Origin of the sequence: Blastococcus sp. URHD0036 (assembly GCF_000701365.1) — a bacterium.
Lineage (GTDB): Bacteria > Actinomycetota > Actinomycetes > Mycobacteriales > Geodermatophilaceae > Trujillonella.
In genome coordinates this window covers 317,925-337,955 of record NZ_JNIK01000015.1, presented here as the reverse complement: position 1 = coordinate 337,955, position 20,031 = coordinate 317,925, and the positions used below count along the sequence as shown (strand labels likewise).

The following is a 20,031-nucleotide window of genomic DNA, read 5'->3' as shown; positions in this document are numbered from 1 at the left end:
GTCCTCCTCGGTGCCGGGTCCGTCCGCCCAGCGTCCCAGACCGCCCTGGCGCTCCGATCGCACCACGACCGTTATCCCCAACAACGTCGCGCTCGGACGCGCGCGGTGCCAGGAACCAAGAGACGAGGAGCGACTACCGGGAACCCCGGCGGCGGAAGGCCCACGAGGCCGCGACCGCGGAGGCGACGAGCAGCCCCGTGCACCAGGCGACCGCCAGCCAGGCCGACGAGCCGATCGGGGTGCCGCTGAGCAGCCCGCGCACGGTCTCGGTGACCGGGGTGATCGGCTGGTGCTCGGCGACCGCGCGTAGGGCCGTCGGCAGGGTGTCCGGCGGGACGAAGGCGCTGCTCAGGTAGGGGAGGAAGAGCATCACGAAGGAGAAGGCGCTGGCCGACTCCACGCCGCGGGCGAGCACGCCGAGGAACGCCGCCAGCCACGACAGCGCCAGCACGTAGAGCAGCAGCACCGCCGCGGCGAGCAGCCACTCGGCCGGCTCCGCGTCCGGACGGAAGCCGATGAGCACGGCCGCGCCGATCACGACGGTGGTCGCGACGGCGTTGCGCGCGACGCTGGCGACGACGTGTCCCGTGAGGACGGCGGAGCTGCGCACGGGCATCGACCGCAGCCGGTCCACCATCCCGCTCGCGGTGTCCGCGGCGACGGCGGTCGCCGTGGAGGCGGCGCCGTAGCCGGTGCAGAGCAGGACGATCCCGGGGACGACGTAGTCGATGTACCCGGCCCGCGTGCTGATGGCGCCGCCGAACACGTACACGAACAGGGCCATCTGCATCAGCGGCAGCACGATCGACATGACGAGGGTGTCGGCGTCGCGCCGGGTCAGCCGGATGCAGCGGCCGGTCATCGTGGCGACGTCGGACAGGGCGGCGCGGGCGCCGGAGTGGACGGGGGGCAGGAGGGCGGTCATCGGGGGCTCCGGGGTGACGGGGTCGGTCAGGCGGGGACGGGGGAGGAGGTCTCGGCCGGCACCGCGCCGCGGCGGCCGGTGAGCGCGAGGAAGACGTCGTCGAGGCTGGGCCGGGTGGCGGACACCCGCTCGGGGCGGGTCCCGGCCGCCGTGAGTGCGTCGAGGACTGCGTGCAGGTGCCCGGCCGTGCCGTCCGAGGGCACCGCGAGTCGCGGGCCGTCGACCACGGGTCCGTCGGTCCGCCGATCCCGGTCGCCGAGTGCGCGGGCGGCGGCGAGCGCCTCGGCCGGCCCGGGGAAGACGAGTTCGAGCCGCTCCCCGCCGATGCGTGCCTTGAGCTCGTCCGGCGTGCCCTCGGCCGCGACCCGGCCGCCGTCCACCAGGACCACCCGGTCGGCCAGGCGGTCGGCCTCCTCGAGGTACTGGGTGGTGAGCACGATGGTGGTGCCGCCGTCGACGAGCTCGCCGATGGCGTCCCACATCGTGGCGCGGCTGGCCGGGTCCAGCCCGGTGGTCGGCTCGTCGAGGAAGAGCACCCGGGGGGTGGAGACCAGGCTCATCGCGAGGTCGAGGCGACGGCGCATGCCGCCGGACCAGCCCTCGACGCGGCGGTCGGCGGAGTCGGCGAGGTCGAAGCGGCCGAGCAGCTCGGCAGCGCGGGCGCGGGCGCCGCGGCGGCCCAGGTGACCGAGGCGACCGACCATGACGAGGTTCTCCCGGCCGGTCTGCCGGTCGTCGACGGCCACCGACTGGCCGGTGAGGCTCAGCGCCGCGCGGGCCCGGCCGGGCTCGGTGACGACGTCGTGCCCGTCGATGCGCGCGGTCCCGGCGTCCGGGCGGGTCAGGGTGGTGAGGATGCGGACGGTGGTGGTCTTGCCCGCCCCGTTGGGGCCGAGGAGGGCCAGCACCTCGCCCTCCGCCGCGCACAGGTCGACGCCGTCCAGGGCACGGTGGTCCCCGTACGTCTTGCACAGGCCGGTGGCCTCGATGATCACGACTGCTCCTCAGGGGTGGGACGACTCTGCGTATGTCGTACGCGAATCAGCGTAGGGCGTACGCTAAAGCGTGTGCAAGACCCCACCTACGCTTGGCGCGCCGAGGAGAGGACGCCGATGGACCAGCCGGACCTGCCTGCCGACGTCGCGCTGCTGTGGGGCCGCCGACCGGCACCCCGGCGTGGGCGGAACCCCGCGCTGAGCGTCGACGGGATCACCCGCGCCGCGATCACCGTGGCCGACGCCGAGGGCCTGGGCGCGGTCTCGATGGCCCGCGTGGCGGCCGAGCTGGGGAGCGCGGCGATGTCCCTCTACCGGTACGTCGACAGCAAGGACGAGTTGCTGCTACTCATGTCCGACGCGGCCCTCGACGAACCCCCGGCCGCGCTGCCGGGGGCGGACTGGCGCGAGCGGCTGACGGCCTGGGCCCATTCCGTCCTCGGGATGATGCGTCAGCACCCGTGGTACCGCGAGGTGCCGCTCAAGGGCCCGCCGGCCGGACCGCGCAACCTCGCCTGGTTCGACCGGGCCCTCGGCGCCCTCGCCGACGTGCCGGTGTCGGAGGAGGACAAGGTCGTCGTGGTGACCGGCCTGCTGCCCATCGTGCACGGGCAGGCGCGGCTGGCCATCGACCTGGCCGCCGGGTACGCGGAGGACCCGGACGCCTTCGGGGCCGGCTACGCCGCCTCGCTGGCCACCCTGGTCGACCCGGTGGGCTTCCCCGCCCTGAGCCGCGCCGTCGCGGCCGGCGTGTTCGGGCCCGGCGGTCCTGGTGGCGCCGACGCGCCTGACGAGCCCTACGACGACTTCGGACCGGAGTTCGCCTTCGCGCTGGCCTGCTACTTCGACGGGGTGGCCGCCTTCCTCGCCTCGCGCACCGGCGGATAGTCGGTCGACGCCCGGCGCCGGCCCGGCCACGCTGACGGCGTGGACCTCCTCGGCACGCTGCCCGCCTTCCTCGCGGCGGTGCTCCTCATCGCCGCCTCACCCGGGCCGGCGATGGCGCTGATCGTGCGCCGCGCGGCCCTGCGCGGACGGGTCGCAGCGGTGCCGACCGTGCTGGGCATCGAGGCCGGCCTCTTCGTGTGGGCACTCCTGGCCGGCGCCGGGCTGGCCGCCCTGGTCGCGGCGTCCGAGGTGGCCTACCTGGTCCTGCGCATCGCGGGAGCCGTCGTCCTCGGATACCTGGGGGTCCGCGCGCTGCTCGGTGCCTGGCGGGGCACGGGGACCGACGTCGCGGAGGTCGCGGACGGTGTGGGGGAGTGGGGCCCCCGCCGGTGGTGGGCGGCGTTCGGCGAGGGGCTGGCCGTCCAGCTGGCCAACCCCAAGCTCGCCGTCTTCATGGTCGCCTTCTACCCGCAGTTCGTGCCGGCGTCCGGGTCGCCGTTCGCCGGCACCGTCGTCCTCGCGACCATCCAGGTCGGCGTCGAGATCGGGCTCTACCTCGGGCTGGCCGCCGGGGTCGCGCGGGCAGGGGAGTGGTTTCGTCGGCCGCGGATCCGCCGCCGCCTGGAGACGGTCAGCGGCACGGTGCTCGTCGCGCTCGGTCTGCGGGTGGCCACCGCCGGCCGCTGAGCGGGCCCCTCAGGCGAGCCCGGCGTCGTGCACGACGAGCGCGATCTGGACCCGGTTGCCCACGTCGAGCTTGGTGAGCAGCCGGGACACGTGCGCCTTCACGGTGGCGACGCTCATGAACAGCTCGGCGGCGATCTGGGCGTTCGACAGGCCCCGGCCCACGGAGAGGGCGACCTCGCGTTCCCGCTCGCTGAGCCGGTCGAGGGCGGTGAGGGCGGCGGTGCGACGTCCGTCCTCCGGGCGACCGTCCGGCTGTGGGGTCCCGCTGACGTGGGCCATCAGCTGCCGGGTCACCGTGGGGGAGAGCATCGGCTCGCCGCCGGCCACCCGCCGCACGGCGTCGACGATCGCGGCCGGCGGGGTGTCCTTGACGAGGAAGCCGCTCGCGCCCAGGCGCAGCGCCCGCAACACCTCGGCGTCCCCGGAGAAGGTCGTCAGCACGATGACCTCGGGCCCGCCGTGCCGGCTCCGCAGGCGCTCGGTGGCGGTGAGCCCGTCCAGCCGCGGCATCCGGATGTCCATGAGGACGACGTCGGGGTCGCCGGCCGCCACGGCCGCCGGCACCTCGTCGCCGTCGGCCGCCTCGCCGACCACGAGCAGGTCCTCGGTGCCGCCGAACACCATGGTCAGGGCGGCGCGCACCAGCGGGTCGTCGTCCACCACGAGCACCCGCACGGGACCGGTCATGCCGGCCACGGGAGCCATGCGTGCAGCCGGAACTCGCCGGCCGGCGTCCAGCCCGACTCCAGGCGGCCCCCGGCCAGGCCGACCCGCTCGCTCAGGCCGACCAGGCCCGTGCCGGCGCCCGGCAGCAGCGCCGGCACCCGTTCACCGACCGGCGCCGGGTTGGTCAGCTCGACGGCCAGCCCCGCGCCCGGGCCGCCGGTCAGCCGGACGTGGGCCACGGCGCCGGCCGCGTGCTTCCGCGCGTTGGTCAGCCCCTCCTGCACGATCCGGTACGCGGTGCGGCCGGGGACGCTGGGGGCGCTCGCGAGGTCGGGGACGGCGCAGTCGACGGACACGCGGAGCCCGGCCTGCCGGGACTCCTCGACCAGCGCGGGGACGTCGGCGAGGGTCGGCTGCGGACGATCGGGGTCGGCGGTCTCGCCGGAGTCGCGCAGTACGCCGATGACCTCACGCAGGTCCTCGAGAGCCTGGCGGGCGGTGGCCCGCACGACGCCCGCAGCCCGGCCGACCTCCGCCGGCGGGGCGTCGGGACGGAACTCCAGGGCGCCGGCGTGCATGCTGAGCAGCGAGAGCCGGTGGGCCAGGACGTCGTGCATCTCCCGCGCGATGCGGGTCCGCTCGAGCTGACGGGCCTGTTCCACGCGCAGCCGCTGCTGCTGCTCGGCCCGGTCGGCACGGTCGCGCAGGGACACGATGAGCTGGCGGCGGGCGCGGACGAACATCCCCCAGGCGACGACGGCCGCGGTGAGAGCCATCCCGAGGGCGAGGAACACCGGCCAGGGGAGTTCGGGGTCGGGGCGCACGAACGCGTAGACCAGGAAGGACGCCAGGTTCACCGCGGTGACGACGAGCACCGTCCGCCACGGGCGGTGCACCGCGACGGTGAAGAGCGCGATCAGGATCGCGATCGACCCCATGTCGGAGAAGGTGCCGATCACGGCCAGCCCGAGCGCCAGCCCGACCGGCCACCGGCGACGTCCCCACAGGGCGATGCAGCCCGCCGTCCCGAGCACGAGGTCGGCGAACTGCACGGCCTCCGACGGCGGCTGCGGGCCGACCGACGCCTCGCCCACGAGCAGCAGCCCGATGGCCAGGGAGAGCACGAACGCCGTGACGTCGACCACCCAGTCCCGCACCGAGCGGCGCACCCGCCGGCCGGCATGGTCGGCGTCGGGGGAGAGCGAGTCGGCGAGCAGCAGCGCCGGGACGAGCGAGGGGTGGTCGACCCCCGGCGCGGTCCTCGGGGCGACGGTGCTCACCGCGCCAGGCTACGGAGGGCGATCGCCCGGGGACACCGACGAAGGTCTAGGTCCGGGAGGGCGGGCACCGACCTCGGTCGAGGGGGTGCCGCCCTCCGGCCGATGCGGGGGGCGGCGGGTGACCGCGACGCTCGGTCCCATGATCGCCATCGAGCACCTCACGAAGCGCTACGGGACCCAGGTCGCCGTCTCGGACGTCACCTTCGGCTGCCGGCCGGGCACGGTCACCGGGTTCCTCGGCCCCAACGGCGCCGGCAAGTCCACGACCCTGCGGGCGCTCTGCGGGCTGGCCCGGCCCTCCAGCGGCACGGCCACGGTCGGTGGCCGCCCGTACCGCGACCTGCCCAACGCCGGCCGCCACGTCGGCGTGCTGCTCGACGCCGGCGCCCAGCACGCCGGGCGGACCGGGCGGGAGACGCTCGTGCTCTCCGCGATGGTGCTCGGGGTCGGGCGCACGCGCGTCGACGAGGTGCTGCAGCAGGTCGGGCTCGCCGGGAAGCCGGCCGACAAGTGGGTGGGCAAGTACTCCCTCGGCATGCGGCAGCGGCTCGGCCTCGCGACGGCGCTCCTCGGCGACCCCGAGGTGCTGGTCCTCGACGAGCCGGCGAACGGGCTGGACCCCGAGGGCATCTTCTGGATGCGGGGGCTGCTGAGGGACTTCGCCGACCGGGGCGGCACGGTGCTGCTCTCGTCGCACCTGCTCCGGGAGGTGGAGGCGGTCGCCGACCAGCTGGTCGTGATCGCCGGAGGCCGGGTCGTCGCCCAGGGCAGCAGTGAGGAGCTGCTCGCCGGTACCGGCACCCTCGTCCGGGCACGGGATCGCGCCGGCCTCGCCGGCGCACTCGGCGCGGCGGGACTCGACGTCACCGACGGGCCGTCCGGTGCCCTCGTCGCCGACGGCACCGCCGAGGCGGTCGGACTCGCCGCGGCCGCGGCCGGGGTGCCGCTGCTGGAGCTCCGCCCGGCCGGCGGGGACCGGCTCGAGGAGCTGTTCCGCTCGCTGACCACCACGCCCGACGGCGGTCCCTCCGCCCCGCAGACCCAGGAGAGCCGGGCATGAGCACCGGGACCGGCACCACGTCACCCACCACGACCCCGACCGCGCACCGGACCGTCCCGGGGCCGACACTGACGCGGCTCACCCAGGTGGAGCTCCGCAAGAGCTCCGACACCCGGGCGGGCTTCTGGCTACTGCTCGTCATCGCGCTGACGTCGCCGGCCGTGGCGCTGCTGCAGATGTTCTTCGCCGAGGAGCCGGACAAGACCTTCGCGCTGTTCCTGGCCAACACCCAGTTGCCCGTCGGCCTGCTCCTGCCGGTGCTCGGCATCCTCCTCGTCACCAGCGAGTGGTCCCAGCGCACCGCGATGACGACGTTCGCCCTCGTCCCCGACCGGTCCCGGGTGCTCGGCGCCAAGGTGCTCGCCGCGACGGTGCTGGCCCTGCTCGGTGTGCTCGTCACCCTCGCCGCCGCGGCCCTCGGCGCCCTGTTGACCCCCGTCCTGACGCCGGACGCGACCGACTGGGCGCTCAGCGGCGCCCAGCTGGGACAGATCGTCGTGGTCCAGGTGCTCTCGATCCTGATCGGCGTCGCCTTCGGCATGCTGCTGCTCAGCTCGCCGCTGGCGATCGTCCTGTACTTCCTCGCCCCGACCGTGGTGACGATCGTGTCCAACCTGGTCGACGCCCTGACCTGGATGCGGGACTGGCTGGACCTCACCACCACGACCGCGCCGATGTACCTGGGGGAGCTCGACGGTCAGGGCTGGCTGCAGGTGGCCACCTCGGTCGGGCTGTGGGGCGTGCTGCCGATGGTCGCGGGGTGGCTGCGGATCGAGCGGAGCGAGATCTCGTGAGCGATCCGGCGTCGCCCGTCGCGGCTCACGGTCGCCAGTGCGGGTCCCGGCCGGACAGCCGCAGCGCCCGCTCGAGCGGCGGCATCTCGTCGTCGACCGGGAGCGCGCCGGCGAAGCCGTCGTACTGGCGCATCATCTCCGCGCTCTGCTCGACGGCCGCCAGCACGCTGCGGGCGGTGCGGTCGGACACCTCGACCGTCTGGCCGGTGGCCGCGGCGACGTCCCAGCCGTGGAGGACCACCTCGGCGAGGTTCATCCCGACCACCGCCTCGACGGGCATGGTCATGCCGCCGCCGAAGTCGACGTCGCCCTGCCAGGCGGCGGGGTCGCGCCAGGCGGCGAGGGCCCGGTCGAGCTCCTCCGCGTAGCGCTGCGGCCAGTCGGGCTCGGCGGCGAAGTCGCGGCCGACCAGCTCCTCGGGGAGGTCGGCCTTCCGGGCCCGGTGCTCGAGGCCGTGCGAGGTGTAGAGCACCCAGTGGTCCACCAGGGTGCGCAGGTCCCACTCGGTGGCCGGGGTGGGGGAGTCCAGCGGCGCCCCGGCCGCGCCGCGGGCGACGGTGGCGGCCGCGCGGGCGGCGTCGGCGAGGTCGTCGAACAGGGGAGGGAGCGTGGTGGCGGCGGTCATGCGTCCATGCTCGGGACCGCGCCGGTCGCGGTCTTGGACAAAGACGACGGCGGGGCGACCTCGCGGGCGTAGCGGCCGGGCGGTGTGCCGACGGTGGCGGTGAAGTCCCGCACCAGGTGGGCCTGGTCGGCGTAACCGAGGTCGGCGGCGACGGCCGCCCAGTCGACGTCGCCGGTCAGCGCCCGCTGGGCGACCTCCCGGAGCCGCGCCATCCGGATGACCTGCTTGACCGGCAGGCCGACGGCGTCGGCGAAGGCCCGCTGGAGCCAGCGCACCGAGCGGCCGCAGCGGTCGGCCAGCTGGTCGACACGGGTGAGTTCCCGGTCGGTCTCGACCAGGTCCACCGCCGCGTCCAGCTCCACCTGTTCGGCGGTGGGGGACCGGGGGAGCCCGCGCAGCCAGTCCTCGACCAGCGGCCGCGCGGCGGCGAGGTCGGCGGCGCCGCGCACGGCCTCCACCACGCCGTCGTCGAGGGGGAGCAGCTCGCCGGCCGGCAGCACCCGGTTCCGCAGCCCGGACACCGGGCGGTCCACAAGTGAGCGGAAGGCGGCGGGGCGGAAGCGCACCGCGCAGACGGAGAAGCGGCCGGACAGCTGCCGCCGGTAGGTCCCCGACACCGGTCCGGTCACCCAGGTGCCGTCCGGCTCGAAGGAGAGGTTGACGGCGGGGTAGGAGAGCACCAGCGACTCGTGCTGCCGTCCCGGGGGCAGGTCGACGGCGACCCGCCAGTGGACGGCGACGAGGTCCGCCAGGTCGTCCGCGGGCGGCAGCCGGTCGAGGGTGAAGACCTCGGGCATGGCGGCCGGACGGAGGATGCCCCGCGTCCCGCCGTCGCCCACGACGCAGACGGTACGGCGGCGCCGCTGGTCAGAGCGAGGTCGTGAGGTTCAGCGCGTTGCCGTCGGGGTCGCGCACGTGGGCCACGCGCTCACCCCACGGCATGTCGTTCGGCGGCCCCTGGACCGCACCGCCGAGCTCCTCGACGCGGGGGAGGGCTGCGTCCACGTCGGCCACGGCGATGCTCAGCAGCACCCGGCCGGGATCGGCGGGCGCGTCGTCCACGGCGACGATCCCCAGGTCGGAGTCCCCGATCCGCAGGCCCTGGTAGAAGACCGGGCCCTCCGGGGGCTGCCGGTCGGTCGGTTCCGCGCCGGCCACGCCGACGTAGAAGCGGAGCAGGCGGTCGACGTCCCGGGTGATCAGGGTCGGCTGGACGGTGCTGGGCACGGACTTCCTCCAGGGGTCGGCGTCCCAGCTCGGACCGTTCCCTGAGTCCGATCTCATCGGTGCGCGCGTTGACGCAACCGACAGTTGCGCGTTTGCCCCCTCGAGGGCTACGTTGATCCGCAACCGATAGTTGCGAAAGGCGGAGGACATGGAACCGGGATCGATCGAGCGGGAGCTGCACATCGACGCCTCTCCGGAGGTGGTCTTCGACGTGGTGAGCAGTCCCGAGCACGTACGCGAGTGGTGGCCGGACGAGGCCAACTACCCGGCGGTGCCGGGGGGAGACGGGCGCATCCGCTTCGGCGATCCGGCGGACGGTGGCGCGTGGGTGCGGTTCACCGTCGTCGACGCCGTGCCGCACCGGCTGTTCTCCTTCCGGTGGACGCACGAGGAGGGGGAGTCGGCCGGCCCGGGCAACTCGTTCCTGGTGGTGTTCGAGCTGGAGCCGGCCGGCGCGGGGACCCGCCTGCGGATGACCGAGACCGGCTTCCGCGAGCGCGGCTGGGACGAGGCCACGGTCGCCGCGCACCGCGCCGACCACGTCAGCGGCTGGGACCACTTCCTGCCGCGCCTGGTGGCGTACGCCGCGGAGGTCGGGGCCAACGCATGAGCGCCGTCCTGGACGACCGGGTGGACGACGACCTGTGGTCCGCCATCGGCGACCCGACCCGGCGCCGGATGCTCGACCTGCTCCTGAGCGAGGGCAGCGGGACGGCGACCAGCCTCAGTGACCGCCTGCCGGTGACCCGCCAGGCGGTGGCCAAGCACCTCGTCGTCCTCGACCGGGTCGGGCTGGTGCACGCCTCCGCCGTCGGCCGCGAGCGGCAGTTCCGGGTGGACCAGGCGCAGCTGGCGCGCGCGGTCGCCCAGCTCACCGACGTCGGCGCGGCCTGGGACACCCGCCTGCAGCGGATCAAGCGCCTCGCCGAGGCGATCGAGCACGGCGTATCGGAGAAGGACCGAGAGAGAGGACCACGGAGATGACCGACATCCTGCACCGCATCGGGGTCGAGCACTCGTCACCGGAGCGGGTGTACGAGGCGCTCACCACGCTGGACGGCCTGTCCGGCTGGTGGGCCGAGAAGACGACGGGGGAGACCGACGTCGGGGGCGTGATCCAGTTCCGCTTCGGCCCTGGGGGCATCGACATGCGGGTCGCCGAGCTGGACCCGGGCCGGCTGGTGCGCTGGGAGGTGGCCGACGGCCCGGCCGAGTGGATCGGCACCACCGTCCGGTTCGACCTGCGCCAGGACGGCGACTGGACGATCGTGCTCTTCCGCCACGAGGGCTGGCGGGAGCCGGTCGAGTTCATGCACCACTGCAGCACCAAGTGGGCCACGTTCCTGGTCAGCCTCAAGCAGCTGCTCGAGACGGGGACCGGTGCGCCCGATCCGCGCGATCTGGCGATCAGCGACTGGCACTGACTTCCGTCCTTGCATCATGCAGGCATCTACCTGCATGATGGCGGGGTGACCGGGGGAGCGGACGACCTGGAGGCGGTCTTCAAGGCCCTGGCGGACCCCACCCGCCGGCGTCTCCTGGACCGCCTCCGGAGTCGCAACGGCCAGACGCTGGGGGAGCTCTGCGCCGGGGTCTCCATGGCCCGGCAGTCGGTGACCCAGCACCTGGACCTGCTCCAGGTGGCCGGTCTGGTGACGGTGGTGCGGCGCGGGCGGGAGCGGCTCCACTACCTGGACCCGGGGCCGATCCACGCGATCGAGCAGCGCTGGATCTCCGCCTTCGACCGGCCGCGGCTCGCCGCCATCCACGCCATCAAGGAGAGGGCAGAGGACCACGCCATGACCGAGCAGAGCTCCGGGTCGGGAACCGTGCCGACCTACGTCTACGTCACCTACATCCGGGCCACGGCCGAGCAGGTCTGGCAGGCGCTGACCGACGCCGACCTCACGGCGAGCTACTGGGGGCACGCCAACGTGTCGGACTGGCAGCCGGGTTCGCTGTGGGAGCACCGGCGCACGGATGGTTCGGACGTCGCCGACGCCGGCGGGCGGGTCCTGGAGGTCGAGCCGCCCCGGCGGCTCGTGATGACCTTCGGGGACCCGGGTGAGGCGCCGGCGGTGACGTCGACGGTCACCTTCCTGGTCGTGCCACACGAGGGCATCGTCCGGCTGACGGTGACCCACGAGGACCTCGCCGACGAGAAGGCGCTGAGCGACGTCTCGCAGGGATGGCCCGCCGTCTTCGCCAACCTCAAGTCGCTGCTCGAGACGGGGCAGGTGCTGCCGGTCGCACCGTGGGAGATGCCGGTGGCGTCGTCCTGACGGTCCAGGAGGGGCTCCTCGCCCGATGAGTTGACATAATGTGCATTATCGGCGATAGCCGGATGAGCGCCGAGAGGGGTTCCGACGCCCGACCTGGGCCGTCGCCGCCCTCGCGTGCAGAACTGCACTTCTGCACGGTGCGGAACTGCACTTCTGCGCCGACGCTGTGCTGCCGCCTGGTGGTTCGGCCGCCCCATCGCCGCCCGCCAGCTGCCGTCGCCGTGACGCCGTCCTCGGGAGTCACGTTCGGGCCGAGCCGTCCCGCTCGACGGCCGGTGTCGACCCCGCCCCGGCGTCCTCGACTCCCCCATGATGATCTTGTTATTTGTCGATCTTGTTCCGGTCGATCGTCTCTCACCGGCTCATCAGCGGCCGGCGGACGGCGGCGGACGAGATGTGAGAGGTGTCGATGCCCCTTCCCCGGGGTCCAGGGACATCGCCTCCAATACGTCACTGTGACGCAATGACGGTGGATCTGGCGGGTCGACGGGCGCCGCGCCGACGACCTCAATAGGCTCGGCATATGCACCTCCGACGACCTGTCGCCACCGTCCTGACCGCACTCGCGTTGTTCGGAGGCGGTGCCACGCTGACCGCGTGCGACGACGCCGCCGGCAGCGGCCAGCGGGACGGCACGACCGACGACGAGGTCAACCAGGGCCCGGGCGCCGGCCCGAACTACACCGACCCGGAGCGAGAGGTCGAGCAGGGCGAGGACAACCAGGACCCTGACTGATCGGTCAGCCGGCGCGCTCGGACACCCAGAGCCGGTCGAGCCGGCCGGTGGACCGCAGCACCTCGGCGAGCGAGCTCTCCAGTTCGGCCTTCGTGGGGCGCTCGCTCAGCAGCGTCTGCACGTCCTCGAGGGCACAGCGCAGCTGGTACAGCCGGTCCTGCAGGCCGTCGAGCTCGGCGCGGGTCACCAGGACGACGTCGCCGGACAGGCCGGCCTTGGCGGTCGCGGTGCGCTGCTCGTAGGCCCGCTGGCGGCAGGCCTGGCCGCAGTACAGCCGCGGCCGGCCGACCGAGCCCTGCTGCGGCAGCACCCGCCGGCACCAGCCGCAGCGCCGCTCCGGGCTGCTCCCCCGACGCTCTGCCGGAGCCGCTCCCGAGGGGGCCCCGGGGCCGCGGACCTCGTCGTCGAGGAGGAGCGCCGATCCCTGCTGTTCTGCCACGGGAGGGACGGTAGACGGCGAGACCGACAGGTTCCGGGGACACGCCCGACACTCCGGCGACGCGGGTCGGCGACCGCGAGGCAGCCGGCTCCCGAGGCGCCTCCCGAGGGCCTGACCAGCGCGTCATCGGCCGCCGATAGCGTGTCGCCCGTGCCCCCGGTCCGCTACGCGTTCCTCGACGCGCCGACACCGCTGGCGATGGCCCACCGCGGCGGTGCCATCGAGCACGTGGAGAACACCATGGGGGCGTTCGAGGCCTGTGTGGACCTGGGCTACCGCTATCTCGAGACCGACGTGCAGGTGACCGCCGACGGCATCCCCGTGGTCTTCCACGACCCCACCCTCGACCGCGTCACCGACCGCAGCGGGCGTCTGGACCAGCTGCCGTGGTCGGAGGTGTCGACGGCGCTCATCGGTGGCCGCGAGCCCGTCCTGCGGCTGGAGGACCTGCTCGGGGCCTGGCCCGACGTGCGGTTCAACCTCGACATCAAGGCCGCCGGCGTCCTGGCCCCGCTGGTGCGGCTTGTCCGCCGGATGAAGCTGACCGACCGGATCTGCCTGGGCTCCTTCTCCGACGCCCGCATCGCCGCCGCGCGGCGGCTGTTCGGTCCCGCGGTGTGCACGTCGCTCGGCCCGCGCGGGGTGGCCGCGCTGCGGCTCTCGTCCTACTCCCCGCGGGCGGCCGGGCTGGTCCGGATCGAGGCCGGCTGCGCGCAGGTGCCACTGCGGCTGGGCGGCCGCGCGCTGGTCGACGAGCGCTTCCTCGAGGCGGCGCACGACCGGGGGCTCCAGGTGCACGTGTGGACCGTCGACACCGAGGACGAGGCGCAGTCGATGCTCGACCTCGGTGTCGACGGCATCATGACCGACCGGCCCTCGATGCTGCGCGCCGTCCTGGAGAAGCGCGGCCAGTGGGTGCCCCGGTGAGCCTGCGCGACTGGCGGCCGGAGCCGCCGCCGCTGCCGGACCACCTCGAGCAGCTGGTGCGGCCGGACGACCCCGAGTGGTTCGCCCGCGAGCTCGCCATCGCCGCTGCCCCGCCCTGGTGGTTCTGGCGGTTCGTGCTGCGCCGCTTCTCCTGGCTGGTGAGCGTCTTCGGCCGGGTGGAGGTGACCGGAGAGGTGCCGGAGGAGCTGCGCCGCGGGCCGCTGCTGCTCGCCGCCAACCACATCGGCGACTTCGATCCCTTCGTCGTCGCCGTCGCCCTGCACCGGGTCGGCGTCGTCCCGCGGATCATGGCCACCGGCGGGATCATCTCCGCCCCTGTGGTCGGGCCCGCGCTGGAGCGGACCGGCGCCATCCGGGTCGAGCGCGGGACGCAGCTCGCGCGGCACGCCGTCCGGGTCACCGAGGTCGCGCTGGTGCACGGCGGGCACGTCGTCGCCTATCCCGAGGGCCGGGTCGGCCTGACCGCCGACGGCTGGCCCGAGCGCGGCCGGACCGGCATGGCCCGCATGGCGCTGGGCATGGGTGTCCCGGTGATCCCGATCAGCCAGTGGGGTGCCCACGAGGTCCTCCAGTACGGCAACGACTGGGGCAAGCTGCGCACCCTCGCCCGCGCCGCCGTCCGCCGGCCGGCGCTGCGGGTGCACGTCGGCGCTCCCGTCCGGCTCGACGACCTGCAGATGGGCCGGGTCGGCGACGCCAACCGCGCGCGCTACCGGATCGCCGCGGCGATCACCCGCGGGCTGGTGCCGTTGCGCGCCGACGAGCCGGACCGGCCCGCCTTCGTCGACCCGACGAGGCCCACAACGGTCGTGTCGGCGTTCCCCGGCGGTCACGTCCCGGACGACGTCCCGTGACCCCGCCCGACGGCGTCGACCCCACCGCGGTCGCCATGACCGTGCCGGACCCGGACTCGCGCCGGCGCGAGCGCCCGACCGCCGTCCCGGTCGCGGGCAACCGGCGCAGCCACCCGGCTCCGGCGCACCTGCGCTTCTTCCACGGGCCGATGGACTGCGGGAAGTCGACCCTCGCGCTGCAGGTCGACTTCAACCAGGCCCGCCAGGGTCGCTCCGGCCTGCTGCTGACCCAGGGCGACCGGTCCGGCCGGCCGCGGATCAGCTCGCGGGTCGGCCTGACGCGGGAGGCCCTGGAGGTGGACGCGACGACCGACCTGAGGCTGCTGGTCCGCGCCCACTGGGCCGACGGCCGGCGGGTGGACTACCTGATCGTCGACGAGGCGCAGTTCCTCACCCCCGCCCAGGTCGACCAGCTGGCGGAGCTGGTCGACGAGTCGCACGTCGACGTCTGGGCGTTCGGCCTGACCACCGACTTCCGCACCCGCCTGTTCCCGGGCACCCAGCGGCTGCTGGAGGTCGCCGACGACGTCCAGCGGGTGCAGGTGGAGGTGCTGTGCTGGTGCGGCCTGCCGGGCCTGCTGAACGCCCGCGTCGTCGACGGCGCCCTGGTGCGTCACGGCGCGACGGTCGTGGTCGCCGACACGGCTCCCACGCCGGCCCCCGACGAGCCCTCGACGGGCGCCGACGTGCACTACCAGGTGCTCTGCCGGCGGCACCACGTGCTGGGTCAGCTCGGGCCGACCGCGGCCGGCCCCGGGCAGCTGGCCCTCCCCTGATCCCTCGTCCGGGGGGCACCCGGGGCCCGCTGGAGCCGCAGATCTCCCTCCATGCGATGATGACTGGCCGACGAAGCGGAATCTTGCCGAGAGTTTTGCCGTTGGTCCTTTCGATCCCCCCGTCTCCTGGGTATGTGCCCGTGCGACGGATCGGGTCGTGACCGAGACACCTTCAGCACGAGAGGACGGTGTGCCATGGGCGAGCGTTCCCTACGGGGTAGCCGACTGGGCAGCGTGAGCTACGAGACCGAGCGGAACACCGCGCCGATCGAGCGTCAGTACGTCGAGTACAAGTGCGCGTCGGGACACCTGTTCTCGGTGCCCTTCGCCGACGACGCCGAGGTCCCCGACACGTGGGAGTGCAAGTTCGACGGCGCTGCCGCGAAGCTCGTGGGTGGTGCGGAGCCGGCCCCCAAGAAGGTCAAGCCGCCGCGGACCCACTGGGACATGCTGCTCGAGCGTCGCTCCGTGGAGGACCTCGAGGAGGTCCTCGCCGAGCGCCTCGAGGTGCTCCGCGGTCGCCGTACGCGCGCCAGCTGAGCGACTCCAGTTCGGAGAACGGCCCCGGTGGGATCTCCCACCGGGGCCGTTCTGCGTCCCGGGCCGGCCCGGTCAGTGCTGCGGGTCGTCCCGCAGCACCTCGCCCTCGATGACCAGCGGCCGCTCCGGCCGCGGCGCAGGTCCGTCCACTCCCTCGGCGCGGGCGCTCCGGACGCGCACCGGGCCCCGCAGGTGCGCCGGCAGCCGGGAGACGAACAGCCGCCCGATCAGCCCGCGCACCAGCGGCCGGGTGGGCGGCAGCAGGCAGAGCAGTCCGACGACGTCGCCGATGAAGCCGGGCAGCACCATGAGCACGCCGCCGACGGCGACCAGCCCGGCGTCCCCCAGCGCACGGCCGGACGGGCGCCGCTCGGCCGCCTGCGACCGCAGCTCGGTGAGCGCGCGGGTGCCCTGCCGGCCGAGCAGCAGCAGCCCGAGCGCGCTGGTCGCCAGCGTGAGCAGGATGGTCGGGCCCAGCCCGATCCAGTTCGCGACGAGCACGAACACGACCACCTCGGCCAGCGCGAGCACGCCGGCCGCGGCGCGCACCCGACGCCCCACGGCTCTCTTCGGTCCAGTCACACCCGGTGCAACGCGCGAGGCGGCCGTCTTGCTCCTGGCTACGCCGTGCGCGAACGGCGTGCCCGGCGCCGCCGGGCGATGCCGGGCCCCACAACCGCTACCAGGGCGCCCAGACCGAGCGCCGTGAGCAGGAACTCCGGCCACGCGCCGAGCCGCTCGGCGACAGTCGTGGAGTCCCGCTGCGCGATGTCCTCGACGAACGTCGCCGGTGTGAACAGCTCCGAGCTGCGGACCACCGACCCGTCGGGCGCGACGATCGCGGAGATGCCGCTCGTGGCCACCACGACCACGGTGCGGCCGTACTCCACGGCGCGGAGCCGGCTGGCGGCGAGTTGCTGCTCGCTCTCGTCGGTGAACCCGAACGTGGCGTTGTTGGTCTGGACGACGAGCATGCCGGCGCCGGCGTCGACGGTGTCGTGCACCAGGCCGTCGTAGACGACCTCGAAGCAGATGACGTCGCCGACGCGGGTGCCGGCCATGTCCAGCACGCCGACCTCGTCCCCGGCGCGGAAGTCCCGGCGCACGAGGTCGACCTTGTCGGTGAAGAAGCGGAAGAACGACCGCGCCGGGACGTACTCCGCCAGGGGCACCGGATGCCGCTTGACGTAGGTCTCCCCCGGGCCGCTCTCCGGATCCCAGACGATGGCGGTGTTGCTGAGGTAGCGGCCCGGCCCCTCGACCACGGCTCCGACCAGGATGGGCGCGTCGATGGCCTCGGCGGCCCGGTCGATCGCCCGGGCGGCGTCGGCGTTGGTGTACGGGTCGATGTCGGAGCTGTTCTCCGGCCACAGGACCAGGTCCGGTTGCTGCGCGTCCCCGCGCTCGACGGCCGCGGCCAGCTCCAGGGTCTGCTCGACGTGGTTGTCGAGGACCGCCCGCCGCTGCGCGTTGAACTCCAGGCCGGCGCGCGGCACGTTCCCCTGGATCACCGCGACGGTCCGGGTGGGGCCGCCGTCGGTCAGCGACGGGCCGGGCAGCGGCAGCCAGGCCAGCGCGCCGACCAGCGGGACGGCGAGGACGGCCACGACGGCCAGCGCCCCGGCCCGCAGCGTGGTCGGCCGCTGCGCGTCGTCCCCGGCGGTACGCCAGGCGCGAACGAGGGCGAGGACGGCGGCGGCCAGCAGCGCGCCGGTCAGGGCGACGGCGAAGCTGACCAACGGCACCCCGCCGTAGGCGGCCAGCGACAGGAAGGGCCCGTCGGTCTGGCTCAGGCCGAGCCGGCCCCAGGGGAAGCCGCCGAGGAACCAGCGGCCGCGCAGCGCCTCGTCGGCCACCCACAGCATCGCCGTCCACAGCGGCCAGAGCGGCAGCCGCGAGGTGGCGGCGGTGGCCGCCCCCAGCAGGGCGTAGTAGGTCGCCTGCCAGATCGCCAGGGCCAGCCACGGGAACGCGCCGACGTAGACGCCGGTCCACGACAGCAGCGGAACGAGGAAGGCCAGGCCGAGGACGAAGCCGAGCCAGGCGCCCGAGCGGGCCCGCTCGCCGCGCACTGCGAGGGCCAGCGCCATCGGACCGACGACGGCGAGGCCCTGCACCGACCAGCCGGGGAAGGCCAGCCACAATGCCAGACCCCCGGCGACGGCCAGCACCGTGCGCCAGGGCAGCCGGCGGCCGCGGGCCGGTCCGGCCGCGGGCTCGGGGGTCCCGGACGGGGTCGCCACCGTCGCGGCTGACGACACGTCGCCTCCCCGGTCGTGGTGCCCGTGGCCCCGGGCGGTTGTGCCGGCGCAGGCGTCGGCCGGGCCGCGGTCGTCGCGGTCCCGGCCCAGCATCCCACTCCGCACGCGGAGGCCGGCCGGAACGACCGCCCCGCGGACCGCTGTCCCGGGGTGCGCGGCGCGGACCGGGTCGCGGCAACCGCGCTCCCGGGGCCGGCCCGCACGGCCGCGGGCGGCGGTCGTCGGGTCGTTGTCCGGGTCGTGCGGTGCCGTGCCGATCCCCGCCGGGAGCCGGTGCGCGCTGCCCCCCGCCCGGTACGCCCCCTCCGACGGCCCGGCACAGGCGGGGATCGAACCGATCCGCGCGACCGGGAGGGTGCGCACCGTCCGGGAGGAGCACGCGCGGTGCCCCCGGAACGGAACTGCAGCGACTGTAGGAACTACGGCGGCGAGGTCGGGCGGGTCCGGTCACCGTCGTGGCGGACCGTGACGGGATCGTTACGGCCGCGGAACCGATTCTCCTGCTACGACCAGCTGACGGCAGGCGGGCCGGGACCGGTCGGCGAGCGCCCGCGAGAGGGTCTCCGTCGTCGCCCAGAGGGCCAGGTCGGCCGGGGCGCCGACGGCCAGGGGGCCTGTGGGATGTTCTCCCCGCACCGCGTACCAGCCGCCGTACGTCGCAGCGTCGAACGCGTCGAACGGACGCAGGCCCGAACCGGACGTGCGGTGGTCGACCGCGGCGTGCACGCTCCCCCACGGGTCCATCGGCGTCACCGGGGCGTCGCTGCCCAGCGCGAGCGCGACCCCGGCGTCGGCGAGGTCGGCGAAGGGGTTACAGGCCAGCGCCCGCTCCACGCCCAGCCGCGCGGCGTACATGCCCTCTCCCCCACCCCAGGCGGCGTCGAACGCCGGCTGCACGCTGGCCACGACGTCCCACGCCCGCATCCGGGCGATCACGTCGGGCCCGACCATCTCGACGTGCTCCAGCCGGTGCCGGCAGGCGCGTACCGCGGCGGCACCGAGCTCGTCGACGACGGCACCGATGGCGTCGAGCACCTGGCCTACGGCGGCGTCCCCGATGCAGTGGAAGCCGGCCTGGATGCCGGCGACGGTGCAGGCCCGGACGTGCTCGACCAGCGAGGCGAGCTCGAACCGCAGCGCCCCGGCGGTCTCCGGCCGGTCGGTGTACGGCTGCCCCAGGGCGGCGGTGTGCGAGCCCAGGGCGCCGTCGCAGAACAGGTCGCCGCCGGCGCCGGCCAGGCCCAGCTCCTGCACGAGCGCGAGGCCGCCGCGCTCGGAGAGCTCACCCCAGTAGCCGAGCAGCCGCGGACCGGGGGCCTCGGCGGCGAGCTGGAGCAGCTCGGCGAGATCGGCCGCGCTCGACACCTCCGGGCCGGCCATCTCGTGCAGGGTGCCGATGCCCAGCGCTCCCGCCTCGGCGAGGGTCGCGCGCTGGGCGGCGCGCCGCTGGGCGGTGCTCACCGCTCCGTAGGCGGCCTGCCGGGCGGCGTGGTGGGCGTCCAGCCGCAGCCGTCCGTCTGCGCCGAACCCCGGCAGCGACCGGATCCCGGGGACGAGGTCCAGCAGCGCCGTCGACACCGTGGCGGAGTGGACGTCGACGCGGGCGAGGTACACCGGCCGGTCGCCGCCGACCGCGTCGAGGTCGGCGCGGGTGAGGCCGCGCCCCTCCGGCCACCCGGTCTCGTCCCAGCCGGTGCCCAGCACGACGCCGTCCGGCACCCGGCGGACGTGCTCGGCCACGGACGCGACGGCGTCCGCGAGGCTCGAGCTCCCGTGGAGGTCGAGACCGGTGAGGGCCAGCCCGGTCGCCGTCGCGTGCACGTGCGCGTCGACGAAGGCCGGGGTGAGCAGGGCCCCCTCCCCCGTCAGCGTGCGGTCCGCGGTCGGCGCCTCCTCCGCGTCGCCCACCCAGGCGATCCGGCCCTCGACGACGTGCACCGCACGGCCGGGCCGGTCGCCGACGGTCACGTCGGTCAGCAGCAGGCTCATGACAGGAGCATGACCGGCCGCCTCCGGTGGCCGGCCACGTCCCCTCCCGGTAGGCACGA

At 74.8% G+C, this 20,031-nt stretch carries 24 protein-coding genes; 13 read left to right on the top strand and 11 right to left on the bottom strand.

Features of this window, described 5'->3' with window-relative positions:
- Positions 1-133: 133 nt before the first annotated feature.
- Positions 134-925, bottom strand: coding sequence for an ABC transporter permease (locus N555_RS0115915; protein ID WP_029432489.1), 792 nt, complete (start codon positions 923-925; stop codon positions 134-136).
- A gap of 26 nt (positions 926-951) precedes the next feature.
- Complete coding sequence (locus N555_RS0115910) at positions 952-1,920, bottom strand: ATP-binding cassette domain-containing protein (RefSeq protein WP_051684133.1); 969 nt, start codon at positions 1,918-1,920, stop codon at positions 952-954.
- A gap of 117 nt (positions 1,921-2,037) precedes the next feature.
- On the opposite strand from N555_RS0115910, the gene N555_RS0115905 reads away from it, so the two are divergent.
- Both N555_RS0115905 and N555_RS0115900 read left to right on the top strand, forming a co-directional pair.
- The gene (locus N555_RS0115905; protein ID WP_029432487.1) at positions 2,038-2,808 is read left to right on the top strand and encodes a TetR/AcrR family transcriptional regulator; all 771 of its coding nucleotides are present in this window, start codon (positions 2,038-2,040) and stop codon (positions 2,806-2,808) included.
- Between the two features lie 39 nt (positions 2,809-2,847).
- A complete protein-coding gene (locus N555_RS0115900) occupies positions 2,848-3,495 on the top strand; it encodes a LysE family translocator (RefSeq protein WP_029432486.1) in 648 nt (215 codons plus the stop codon).
- Between the two features lie 9 nt (positions 3,496-3,504).
- Here N555_RS0115900 and N555_RS0115895 read toward each other — a convergent pair whose 3' ends face one another.
- Both N555_RS0115895 and N555_RS0115890 read right to left on the bottom strand, forming a co-directional pair.
- Positions 3,505-4,182 carry a response regulator transcription factor gene (locus N555_RS0115895; protein WP_029432485.1) on the bottom strand — a complete coding sequence of 226 codons (678 nt, stop codon included), beginning with the start codon at positions 4,180-4,182 and terminating at the stop codon, positions 3,505-3,507.
- The gene (locus N555_RS0115890) at positions 4,179-5,441 is read right to left on the bottom strand and encodes a sensor histidine kinase (protein WP_029432484.1); all 1,263 of its coding nucleotides are present in this window, start codon (positions 5,439-5,441) and stop codon (positions 4,179-4,181) included. The genes N555_RS0115895 and N555_RS0115890 overlap by 4 nt, the downstream gene beginning before the upstream one ends.
- Before the next feature lie 139 nt (positions 5,442-5,580).
- On the opposite strand from N555_RS0115890, the gene N555_RS0115885 reads away from it, so the two are divergent.
- Together N555_RS0115885 and N555_RS0115880 are read left to right on the top strand one after the other, a co-directional pair.
- Positions 5,581-6,501 (top strand): ABC transporter ATP-binding protein, encoded by a 921-nt coding sequence (locus tag N555_RS0115885; protein WP_029432483.1) that lies wholly within the window; start codon positions 5,581-5,583, stop codon positions 6,499-6,501.
- Positions 6,498-7,295: an ABC transporter permease gene (locus tag N555_RS0115880; RefSeq protein WP_029432482.1), complete on the top strand. Its 798-nt coding sequence runs from the start codon at positions 6,498-6,500 to the stop codon at positions 7,293-7,295. The genes N555_RS0115885 and N555_RS0115880 overlap by 4 nt, the downstream gene beginning before the upstream one ends.
- Positions 7,296-7,320: 25 nt before the next feature.
- On the opposite strand, the gene N555_RS0115875 is transcribed toward N555_RS0115880, so the two are convergent.
- From N555_RS0115875 to N555_RS0115865, 3 genes are read right to left on the bottom strand one after another with little or no spacing between them, the layout of a single operon-like run.
- Positions 7,321-7,920: a TIGR03086 family metal-binding protein gene (locus N555_RS0115875; protein WP_029432481.1), complete on the bottom strand. Its 600-nt coding sequence runs from the start codon at positions 7,918-7,920 to the stop codon at positions 7,321-7,323.
- A complete protein-coding gene (locus tag N555_RS0115870; protein ID WP_051684131.1) occupies positions 7,917-8,759 on the bottom strand; it encodes a helix-turn-helix domain-containing protein in 843 nt (280 codons plus the stop codon). Before N555_RS0115870 ends, N555_RS0115875 begins: the two co-directional genes overlap by 4 nt.
- 28 nt (positions 8,760-8,787) lie before the next feature.
- Positions 8,788-9,147, bottom strand: a complete 360-nt coding sequence (locus tag N555_RS0115865; protein WP_029432479.1) for a VOC family protein — start codon at positions 9,145-9,147, stop codon at positions 8,788-8,790.
- Between the two features lie 148 nt (positions 9,148-9,295).
- Here N555_RS0115865 and N555_RS0115860 point away from each other — a divergent pair, with 148 nt between their 5' ends.
- The 5 genes from N555_RS0115860 (at position 9,296) to N555_RS0115840 (ending at position 12,165) form a co-directional block, all read left to right on the top strand.
- Positions 9,296-9,757: an SRPBCC domain-containing protein gene (locus tag N555_RS0115860; RefSeq protein ID WP_029432478.1), complete on the top strand. Its 462-nt coding sequence runs from the start codon at positions 9,296-9,298 to the stop codon at positions 9,755-9,757.
- Entirely contained in the window at positions 9,754-10,131 is a 378-nt protein-coding gene (locus N555_RS0115855; RefSeq protein WP_029432477.1) for an ArsR/SmtB family transcription factor, read from the top strand. The genes N555_RS0115860 and N555_RS0115855 overlap by 4 nt, the downstream gene beginning before the upstream one ends.
- A complete protein-coding gene (locus N555_RS0115850; RefSeq protein ID WP_029432476.1) occupies positions 10,128-10,571 on the top strand; it encodes an SRPBCC family protein in 444 nt (147 codons plus the stop codon). The genes N555_RS0115855 and N555_RS0115850 overlap by 4 nt, the downstream gene beginning before the upstream one ends.
- 45 nt (positions 10,572-10,616) lie before the next feature.
- Complete coding sequence (locus N555_RS0115845) at positions 10,617-11,429, top strand: ArsR/SmtB family transcription factor (protein WP_231502817.1); 813 nt, start codon at positions 10,617-10,619, stop codon at positions 11,427-11,429.
- A gap of 523 nt (positions 11,430-11,952) precedes the next feature.
- Positions 11,953-12,165 carry a hypothetical protein gene (locus N555_RS0115840; protein WP_029432474.1) on the top strand — a complete coding sequence of 71 codons (213 nt, stop codon included), beginning with the start codon at positions 11,953-11,955 and terminating at the stop codon, positions 12,163-12,165.
- Between the two features lie 4 nt (positions 12,166-12,169).
- On the opposite strand, the gene N555_RS0115835 is transcribed toward N555_RS0115840, so the two are convergent.
- Positions 12,170-12,604 carry a hypothetical protein gene (locus N555_RS0115835; protein ID WP_231502815.1) on the bottom strand — a complete coding sequence of 145 codons (435 nt, stop codon included), beginning with the start codon at positions 12,602-12,604 and terminating at the stop codon, positions 12,170-12,172.
- 150 nt (positions 12,605-12,754) lie between these two features.
- On the opposite strand from N555_RS0115835, the gene N555_RS0115830 reads away from it, so the two are divergent.
- The 4 genes from N555_RS0115830 to N555_RS0115815 all read left to right on the top strand — a co-directional run bounded on the left by N555_RS0115830 (position 12,755) and on the right by N555_RS0115815 (position 15,722).
- Positions 12,755-13,531: a glycerophosphodiester phosphodiesterase family protein gene (locus tag N555_RS0115830; protein ID WP_029432472.1), complete on the top strand. Its 777-nt coding sequence runs from the start codon at positions 12,755-12,757 to the stop codon at positions 13,529-13,531.
- Positions 13,528-14,406 (top strand): lysophospholipid acyltransferase family protein, encoded by an 879-nt coding sequence (locus N555_RS0115825; protein ID WP_081866293.1) that lies wholly within the window; start codon positions 13,528-13,530, stop codon positions 14,404-14,406. Before N555_RS0115830 ends, N555_RS0115825 begins: the two co-directional genes overlap by 4 nt.
- The gene (locus N555_RS0115820; protein WP_231502813.1) at positions 14,403-15,182 is read left to right on the top strand and encodes a thymidine kinase; all 780 of its coding nucleotides are present in this window, start codon (positions 14,403-14,405) and stop codon (positions 15,180-15,182) included. Before N555_RS0115825 ends, N555_RS0115820 begins: the two co-directional genes overlap by 4 nt.
- Positions 15,183-15,377: 195 nt before the next feature.
- Positions 15,378-15,722, top strand: coding sequence for an RNA polymerase-binding protein RbpA (locus tag N555_RS0115815; protein WP_029432469.1), 345 nt, complete (start codon positions 15,378-15,380; stop codon positions 15,720-15,722).
- Positions 15,723-15,794: 72 nt separating this feature from the next.
- Here the strand turns inward: N555_RS0115815 and N555_RS26070 are convergent, their stop codons facing one another.
- The 3 genes from N555_RS26070 to N555_RS0115800 all read right to left on the bottom strand — a co-directional run bounded on the left by N555_RS26070 (position 15,795) and on the right by N555_RS0115800 (position 19,972).
- Entirely contained in the window at positions 15,795-16,283 is a 489-nt protein-coding gene (locus tag N555_RS26070; RefSeq protein ID WP_034510798.1) for an FxsA family protein, read from the bottom strand.
- 59 nt (positions 16,284-16,342) lie between these two features.
- Positions 16,343-17,983 (bottom strand): apolipoprotein N-acyltransferase, encoded by a 1,641-nt coding sequence (lnt, locus tag N555_RS0115805; protein WP_051684153.1) that lies wholly within the window; start codon positions 17,981-17,983, stop codon positions 16,343-16,345.
- 477 nt (positions 17,984-18,460) lie between these two features.
- Entirely contained in the window at positions 18,461-19,972 is a 1,512-nt protein-coding gene (locus N555_RS0115800; protein WP_034510796.1) for an amidohydrolase, read from the bottom strand.
- Positions 19,973-20,031 lie beyond the last annotated feature (59 nt).

Bases quoted from the DNA above. Each gene is read 5' to 3' on its own strand.
- N555_RS0115860 (WP_029432478.1), top strand. From the start codon at position 9,296: ATGGAACCGGGATCGATCGAGCGGGAGCTGCACATCGACGCCTCTCCG.
- N555_RS0115905 (WP_029432487.1), top strand. From the start codon at position 2,038: ATGGACCAGCCGGACCTGCCTGCCGACGTCGCGCTGCTGTGGGGCCGC.
- N555_RS0115875 (WP_029432481.1), bottom strand. From the start codon at position 7,920: ATGACCGCCGCCACCACGCTCCCTCCCCTGTTCGACGACCTCGCCGAC.
- N555_RS0115885 (WP_029432483.1), top strand. From the start codon at position 5,581: ATGATCGCCATCGAGCACCTCACGAAGCGCTACGGGACCCAGGTCGCC.
- N555_RS0115895 (WP_029432485.1), bottom strand. From the start codon at position 4,182: ATGACCGGTCCCGTGCGGGTGCTCGTGGTGGACGACGACCCGCTGGTG.
- N555_RS0115840 (WP_029432474.1), top strand. From the start codon at position 11,953: ATGCACCTCCGACGACCTGTCGCCACCGTCCTGACCGCACTCGCGTTG.
- N555_RS0115800 (WP_034510796.1), bottom strand. From the start codon at position 19,972: ATGAGCCTGCTGCTGACCGACGTGACCGTCGGCGACCGGCCCGGCCGT.
- N555_RS0115855 (WP_029432477.1), top strand. From the start codon at position 9,754: ATGAGCGCCGTCCTGGACGACCGGGTGGACGACGACCTGTGGTCCGCC.
- N555_RS0115850 (WP_029432476.1), top strand. From the start codon at position 10,128: ATGACCGACATCCTGCACCGCATCGGGGTCGAGCACTCGTCACCGGAG.
- N555_RS0115815 (WP_029432469.1), top strand. From the start codon at position 15,378: ATGGGCGAGCGTTCCCTACGGGGTAGCCGACTGGGCAGCGTGAGCTAC.
- N555_RS0115915 (WP_029432489.1), bottom strand. From the start codon at position 925: ATGACCGCCCTCCTGCCCCCCGTCCACTCCGGCGCCCGCGCCGCCCTG.
- N555_RS0115880 (WP_029432482.1), top strand. From the start codon at position 6,498: ATGAGCACCGGGACCGGCACCACGTCACCCACCACGACCCCGACCGCG.